At 69.6% G+C, this 7248-nt stretch carries 7 protein-coding genes; 5 read left to right on the forward strand and 2 right to left on the reverse strand.

Translation table 11 applies throughout. From position 1 onward, the window contains the following. Positions 1 to 23: 23 nt before the first annotated feature. Genes VF697_RS18490 through VF697_RS18500 form a run of 3 tightly spaced genes read left to right on the forward strand, consistent with a single transcriptional unit; the run spans position 24 to position 1845 of the window. Positions 24 to 764 (forward strand): SDR family NAD(P)-dependent oxidoreductase, encoded by a 741-nt coding sequence (locus VF697_RS18490; protein WP_331096793.1) that lies wholly within the window; start codon positions 24 to 26, stop codon positions 762 to 764. Next, the gene (locus VF697_RS18495; protein WP_331096795.1) at positions 761 to 1435 is read left to right on the forward strand and encodes a nitroreductase family protein; all 675 of its coding nucleotides are present in this window, start codon (positions 761 to 763) and stop codon (positions 1433 to 1435) included. Before VF697_RS18490 ends, VF697_RS18495 begins: the two co-directional genes overlap by 4 nt. Further along, complete coding sequence (locus tag VF697_RS18500) at positions 1432 to 1845, forward strand: acyl carrier protein (protein WP_331096797.1); 414 nt, start codon at positions 1432 to 1434, stop codon at positions 1843 to 1845. Before VF697_RS18495 ends, VF697_RS18500 begins: the two co-directional genes overlap by 4 nt. Before the next feature lie 24 nt (positions 1846 to 1869). Here the strand turns inward: VF697_RS18500 and VF697_RS18505 are convergent, their stop codons facing one another. Together VF697_RS18505 and VF697_RS18510 are read right to left on the reverse strand one after the other, a co-directional pair. Continuing rightward, complete coding sequence (locus VF697_RS18505) at positions 1870 to 3216, reverse strand: hypothetical protein (protein ID WP_331096799.1); 1347 nt, start codon at positions 3214 to 3216, stop codon at positions 1870 to 1872. Between the two features lie 339 nt (positions 3217 to 3555). Next, entirely contained in the window at positions 3556 to 4998 is a 1443-nt protein-coding gene (locus tag VF697_RS18510; protein WP_331096801.1) for a radical SAM protein, read from the reverse strand. Positions 4999 to 5120: 122 nt separating this feature from the next. Here VF697_RS18510 and VF697_RS18515 point away from each other — a divergent pair, with 122 nt between their 5' ends. Next, on the forward strand, positions 5121 to 5822 hold the full coding sequence (locus tag VF697_RS18515) for a hypothetical protein (RefSeq protein ID WP_331096803.1): 702 nt from the start codon (positions 5121 to 5123) through the stop codon (positions 5820 to 5822). Then, positions 5794 to 7248, forward strand: a 1455-nt coding sequence (locus VF697_RS18520; RefSeq protein ID WP_331096805.1) for a penicillin-binding transpeptidase domain-containing protein, incomplete at its 3' end; no start/stop codon positions are given. The genes VF697_RS18515 and VF697_RS18520, both read left to right, overlap by 29 nt.

Below are 7248 nucleotides of genomic sequence, written 5' to 3' on the forward strand. Positions count from 1 at the left end.
CCAGAGTGTGAGGAGGTGGTGCCATGACTCGACCCATTGCGCTGGTGACCGGAGCCTCGCGAGGAATTGGACGTGCCATCGCCCTGGAGCTGGCGAAACGCGGCCATGCGGTGGGCGTCAACTTCCGCCAGAACGAGGCCCAGGCCGGCGAGACGGTGGAATCTCTCCGCGCACTCGGAGTGGAGGCCTGTGCCCTGCGCGCGGACGTGTCCTCCGCCTCCGAGGTGGCCGAGATGTTCCGGCGGCTCGAGGAGACGCTCGGGGAGCCCTCCGTGCTGGTGTGCAACGCGGGCATCACCCGGGACACCCTGTTGGGCGCGAGCGAGCCCGCGGACTTCGAGGCCGTCCTCCGGGTCAACCTGGATGGCGTGGTGAACTGCTGTCGCGAGGCGAGCCGCCGGATGATGGCGCGGCGGCGGGGGTCCATCGTCACGCTCTCCTCGGTGTCGGCGCAGCGCCCCGGCCGAGGGCAGAGCAACTACGCCGCCTCGAAAGGGGCGGTGGAGTCCTTCACCCGGGCCCTGGCGGTGGAGCTGGCCCCGCGTGGCATCCGGGTCAACGCTGTGGCCCCCGGTCTCATCGAGACGGACATGACCTCCGACCTCCAGGCGCTGGCACCCGACGAGCTGAAGCGCCGCGTCCTCCTGCGTCGCCTGGGGCGCCCCGAGGAGGTGGCCCGGGTCGTCGCCTTCCTCTGCGGTGACGATGCGAGCTATGTCACCGGCCAGGTGTGGAACGTGGACGGAGGGTTCAAGCTCGAATGAAGACCGGAGAGGACATGCTGACCTGGCTGCGCACGCGCCGCAGCGTGCGGGCCTTCCGAGCCGACCCCGTCGGGCGCGAGGTGCTGGAGCGGGTGATGCAGGCCGCGACGACGGCGCCCTCGAACACCAACCGCCAGCCGTGGCGTTTCGCGGTCGTCACCCACGCGAGCCAGCGCCGGGCGATCGCCACCGCCGTGCGCGAGCGCGCCGAGGAGATGAAGGCCATCATCCGCCGGGGCCACCACGCGGAGGACTTCGGCAACTACGGTGACTTCTTCCACGAGCCGCTGGAGAGCGCGGCGGCCATCGTGGTGCCGCAGTACCGCGAGTACCCGGACCTCATCGCGAACCTGCTGGAGTCCGGGGGCGCGAACCCCCGGGACTTCCACACCGCGAGCGCGATGCAGGCCGAGCTGTGCTCCACGAGCGCCGCCTGCATGGCACTGCTGCTCCAGGCGCACGCCGAGGGCCTGGGCGCGTGCTGGATGGCGGGGCCGATGGTGGCGAAGGACCGCATCGGTGCGCTGCTGGACATCCGCGAGCCCTGGAGGATGGTGGGAGCCATCGCCCTGGGGTGGCCAGCGGAGGCGCCGCGGGTGCAGCCGCGCAAGGGGCTGGACCGGGTGGTGACGTGGTTCGAAGATGGGCCCGGAGGAGGGGATACGCCATGACGCAGCCCGCGCAGCAGGTGGAGAAGGACGTGGCCCAGGTCGTCCGCGAGGTCATCGCCGAGGCGCTCGCCCGGGAGGTCTCCGAGGTCCAGGTCGAGCACAACCTGATGGAGGACCTGGGCGCCGAGTCGCTCGACTTCCTCGACATCGTCTTCAAGCTGGAGCGCGCCTTTGGCATCCAGATCACCCGCGGTGAGATGGAGCGCGCGGCGCGCGGGGACATGACGGACGAGGAGTTTGCCCCGGCCGGAGTCATCTCCGATGCGGGGCTCGCGCGGCTGCGCGAGCTGATGCCCGAGGCCGCCGAGCGCATCAAGCCGGGCCTACGCCCGGTGCAGATCCTCGCGCTGTTCTCGGTGAAGACGTTCGTGAACCTCGCGGAGGCCAAGCGTCAGGGCCGCACCGCCTGACGCCTGCCGTTCCGGCGCCCTCGTTCAGGGCGTGGGGGTGTTGGGACAGGCGGGCTGCCCACCCCCCAAGAAGTAGTCGTTCGTCCGCAGCAGCAGGTGCCCGTTGTCGGTGGAGGGGTTCGTCTGGAGCTGCTCCCCCGCGCCGAAGATCACCCCGATTCCATGGGCGGCGGCGACCTCCTGGGGATGGTCCAGGAAGTAGTCCAGGCGGTTGTCCTTCCAGTGCTGGTCGTAGCCGGGCATCGCCATGTTGCCCACCGGGACCTGCCACCACAGGTTGGGCAGGTTCATCCGCTCCGAGAGCGCCTTGGCGAACCGGAAGGCCTGTCGGAAGTTCGGGAGCGTGGCGTTGGTCGGATCCCACCAGCTGTTGCGCCCCAGACGCACCTGGTAGTACTGCGCGTCGCGGTCGCTCGTCTCCACCACGATGAAGTCCCCGGCGCCCGCGCCACACTGGAGGAGGAAGTCCGCGGTCTTGCGCGCCTCGGCCTCCACGTCGAGCAAGGGATCCTTGTTCATCATGGCGTCGATCTTCGTGCCCCACGCCGAGGCGTGCAGGCCGATGCGGGCGTTGGGGGCGTACTTACGGGCCATGGCGATCATGCAGCGGCCCATGCCGGCGATGCTGTTCTCCACCGTGCCGCAGTCCGTGGGATTGGCCGAGGCGACCGCCGCCGGAATCAGGCGGGGATTCGTGTTCACCTGCTGGGCATAGGCCCAGAAGTCTGGCTCGACGTGAAGGAAGACAGTCTTGCTGCCAATCTGCTGCAACACGAAACGCCAGTCATTGTAGTAACGCTGCATCAGTGCAACGTCCTGCGCCTTGGCGACCTCCTGCGGGCCCTCGGCCACACGGCTGGTGTGGAGGATCTCGTAGTAGGTGATCATCGGGATCTGTCCCAAGGTGGTGGTCTTCAGGAGGAAGTCGCGCAGGAACTGCCCCGGCGCGAGCTGATCCCACTGCCAGCAGCCATGCCAGCCGCAGCCATTGGGGTTCAAGTTGGAGCAGGACTGCCCCGCGGAGGTGCAGCTCAGGCACGAGGTGCATGCCTGTGCCGAATCGAACAGGCCACCCGCGAGATAGATGTAGCGGAGATCGAACGGGGCCAGCCCGGCCACGTCGTCGTTCGTCTTCCCGCCGAGGAGCACGTGGTCCTTCCCGAGGGACTGGAGCAGCGGCTGGCCGAGGCAGCTCGTGGGCGGAGGCGTCCCGGCGTCGGAGCCGGTGCCCGCGTCCGGCGTGCCCGCATCGGAGCCTGTCCCCGCGTCCGGCGTCCCGCCATCCGTGCCCGTGCCACCGTCGGAACCGGTGCCACCATCCGAGCCGGTGCCACCATCGGTCCCGGCGTCCGGTGGACACTTCCTGCACACACCGCTGGCTTTCGGAGCCGCCGAGGCTTCGGGCGTCGCTCCGCTCAAGGTGTGGATGAACAACAGACTCGGGACCAACAGCGACAACCAAGGGGAGCTGGATGGCATGTGGCACCTCGGGGGTCGTGCGGATGGCTTTGACATAAAGCCAGACTCACGAATCACCGAAATGGCCACGATCCACGGAAATGGCCACGTGCAATTCAGTCTTTATACACCACGCGATGTCTGTGATTGCGGTGCGGGTGAAGTTTTCCTGGGAAACCCGGGAATCTCCGGTGGCACCGAACGTTTCACGGAGCATCCCCCCTCGGAAGGGGTACAGGGGATGTGCCCTGCCTACTTCCGCCCCGGCCCGAGCGTGTGCAGCGGTGGACGGGGCGCCTTCATGAAGCGCGAGTCCCGTTCACGGTAGAGCACGTTGTAGGCGCAGGAGGGCACGTTGGTGCCATCCGGCTCGCGCACGCCGACAGGACAGGCTCGGATGCGATCGGTATCGAACGTCTCCTCGTCCATGTGGGCGTGGACGTAGAGCGCCTTGGTGTTGGCCTCGGCGATGCGCAGCCGCTCCTCTTCCGAGAGTCCCGGCGCGAAGAGCTCCTGGGTGAGCCGCTTGAGCGCGGCGAGCACCTCGTCGCGCTCCTCACACTCCAGCTCGCCCGCCCACAGCCGGTTGATGAGGTCCTGCAGCTTGCCCTCCAGCTCCGGCCCGGGCTCCAGGTAGAGCGCGCCGCCGAAGAGGGCTCGCAGGTCCCTCCAGTCCATGAAGCGCGTGAAGGGCAGCCAGCGCTCCGGCCCGAGCCTCAGCACGTACGTGACGAGGTAACAGAGTGGGTGGGCCGCCGGGGAGGGCACGAAGTCCCGCACACGCAGCTTCCCACCCGTCTGCCGCTCGATGTCCCGGAGGACGTCGACCGTGGTGTACCGCGCACTTCGAGCGAAGGACGCACCGCTCTGTCCGGTGAAGGTGAGGGTGTGCAGCTCCAGGCTGCGGATGAAGTCCTTGGACAGCGCGAGCTCGATGAACCGCGCCACCTCGTGGTCATTCACCCCGCGCGCCAGCACGGGCAGCAGCGTGGTGTTGACGCCGTGCTTCTCCAGCAGCGCCAGCACGCGCTGCTTGGGCGCCGCGAAGTCCCCGCCCAGCATGTCCCGGTTGGCCTGCTTCTCGAAGGAGTCGAACGAGAGGATGACGCGCGCGTCCAACCGCGCGAGCTTCTCCAGCAGCCACTCGTCCTTGAGGAAGCGCATGCCGTGGGTGGAGATGGTGATGCGGCGGATGCCCTCCTCGTGGCACAGCTCCACCAGCCGCTCGAAGGCCGGGTGCTGCGTGGGCTCGCCACCGGTGAGGTTGATGATGCGCCGCTCGGGCGCGGCCTGGCGCAGGTGCCGGAGGAGGGCGCGCAGCTCCTCTTCACTCATGTGCCACGCGCCCCCGTTCTTGTTGTGCGTGTAGCAGATGGGGCAGTCGAGGTTGCACGCCGAGGTGATGGGCACGATGGGCAGTTGGAGCCGCTGCTCGTGCTTCGTGCAGGGGCCACAGTCGTACGGGCAGCCCTGGGACACCTCCTTGCGCGCGGTCGGTGCCGCCAGCTCCGGCGGGTACGCCGACACCTGCTCGTACCAGTCGGCGTCCGAGGAGATGACCACCTCCGCCATGCCGTGCTCGGGGCAGGCCTTGGCCATCACCACCTGCTCCCCGCGCCGCCACAGCTCCGCGGGGACGGTGCGCTTGCACTTCGCGCAGAGGCTCGTCGTCGTGTGCAGCCGCGTGTCAGCCATGGGCCTGCTCCGTTTCACGGATGGGGTGCATCGTCCCTCCTCCGCGTGGCGTGACGTTACCAAGCGGTTGCAGAGCCTCGGAACTATTGTCGAGGGACGAGCGCCTCGGTACCTTGCCGGCCATGCAACGGTCGCTCTCGGCCGGCACCGACGCGGCCGGGTTGTGCCTCTTCGATCCCATCGCCCTGCCCGCGAACTTCGACGGCCGGCTCCGCGAGGACGCGGCCGAGGCCCTCGAGGAGCTGGCGGCCGTCGGTCGGTTGTACTGGTGGGACACAGGCGCGGATGGTTCCTACACGCTCGGGCTGTGGGTCGACGAGGCGATGCCGCCCGACCTCCGCCAGTACGCACGGCCCCTCGCGCAGCTCCCGACGTTCCAGGTCCCCGGAGGCCGTCTCTACTTCACCGGCATCGAGTACGTGTTCCGGGAGGATGACGCGTTCCTGAAGAAGCACCCGCACATGGGTCATGCGGCCGACGTGCCCTCGGGTGTGTACGGGTTCGAGCTGTACGAGCTCGAGTACCCCAAGGGCCACGACGAGGAGATGCTGAACCGCCGACTCACCCCCGAGGAGCGGCGGGTCGATGCGGCGATGGAGATAATCCAGCCTGTCGGCGTCATGCTCCTCATCGTCGCCACGGTGTTGCTGTTCGTCCTGGGCCCGGGCTCCTGGGCGACGAGGGTGCTGCCGGTCGCGGCCGTCGTGTTGCTCGTCATGCGCGTATCGACGCGACTGCCGGCCTACCGCCGGGTGGCCCAGGTACGACGGAGCATGGCGCTCGAGCAGCCGGGTTATGCGCTCGTCCTTCGCCGGATTCCTTGACTCGTCGCTTGCCCGCAGCACAGTGCGCCGCGTGTCACGGCGAGGGTTGAGGGTTGGAGTCAGTGCCGCGGCTGCCTTGTTGCTGGCGGCCTGCGTCTCCGTACAAACGCGGCCCGAGCAGGGGCCGCTCGATGCGGCCCAGGTCTACCTGCGGGCGTGGGCCGAGGGTGACTTCGCCACCCTGCGAGGCGCGGTGGTCGAGGCGCCAGCCGGCCTCGAGGCGCAGCACCAGCGCTTCCGCGACGACCTGCGCATCGTCTCCTCCCGCTTCGAGCCCGGCCGCGTCGAACTCGAGGCGGAGAGCGCCAGGGTGGCCTTCCGCGCCATCCATGTGCTGCGCGGGCTGGGCGAGTGGGAGGTGGACGGCACGCTGCGCCTCGTGCGCCGCGAGGGGCGCTGGTGGGTGCGCTGGACTCCGGCGGTGCTGCACCCGGAGGCGCGCGAGGGGGACCGCTTCTCCCGCACGCGGACGCGCCCGGTGCGGGCCGACCTGCTCGACGGACGCGGCCAGCCCCTCACCCACGAGGGCGAGGTCATCACCATTGGTGTCGAGCCGCGGCGCATCCAGAGTCGTGCCGCCGTTGCCTCGGCGCTCCAGGCGCAGCTCGGTGTTGATCCGGCGCGGCTGGAGAAGGTGCTGAACGCACCGGGAGTGACACCCGAGCGCTTCCTGCCCATCATCGACGTGCGGCCCGAGCGCTACCAGTTGGTGCGTCCGGCGTTGGCGCCCGTGCCCGGCATCTTCTTCCGCCGCAAGGGTGCCCGGCTCTCCCCGGCGGAGGGCTTCGCCGCGCACACCCTGGGCCGGGTAGGGGAAGTGACGGCCGATCTGCTCGCGCAACTGGGCCCCACCTACCAGCGGGGAGATGTCGTGGGTCTGTCCGGGCTGGAGCTGGCCTATGAGCGGCAGCTCGGGGGGAGCCCCTCCGGCGAGGTGCGCCTCACCCGCCCGTCCGGAGAGGTGCGCGTCCTCCGCCTCTTCGAAGGGACGCCGGGGGTGCCCGTGCCCACCACGCTGCTCCCGGAGGTGCAGTCGGCCGCGGAGGCCGCACTGGAGGGCGTGGTCCAGCCGGCGGCGCTCGTCGCGGTGGACACCGCCACGGGTGCCATCCTGGCCGTCGCCAGCCGACCGCTCGATCAGCCGATGAACCGGGCCCTCACCGGCCGCTATCCGCCCGGCTCGACGTTCAAGGTCGTCACGGCGGAAGCGCTGCTCGCTGGGGGCATGGGCGCGGACGGCCCGGTGTCATGCCCGCCCGCGGCGACAGTGGGCGGCAAGTCGTTTCGCAACTTCGAGGGCGAGGCGTTCGGAGACACCCGCCTGCGCCTGGCCTTTGCCTGGTCGTGCAACACCACCTTCGTGATGCTCGCCCCCAGGCTTGGCGCGGACGCGCTCGGGGCCGCGGCCCGCCGCTTTGGCTTCGAC

It is taken from the genome of Archangium sp. (assembly GCF_036388035.1).
Taxonomy (GTDB): domain Bacteria; phylum Myxococcota; class Myxococcia; order Myxococcales; family Myxococcaceae; genus Archangium.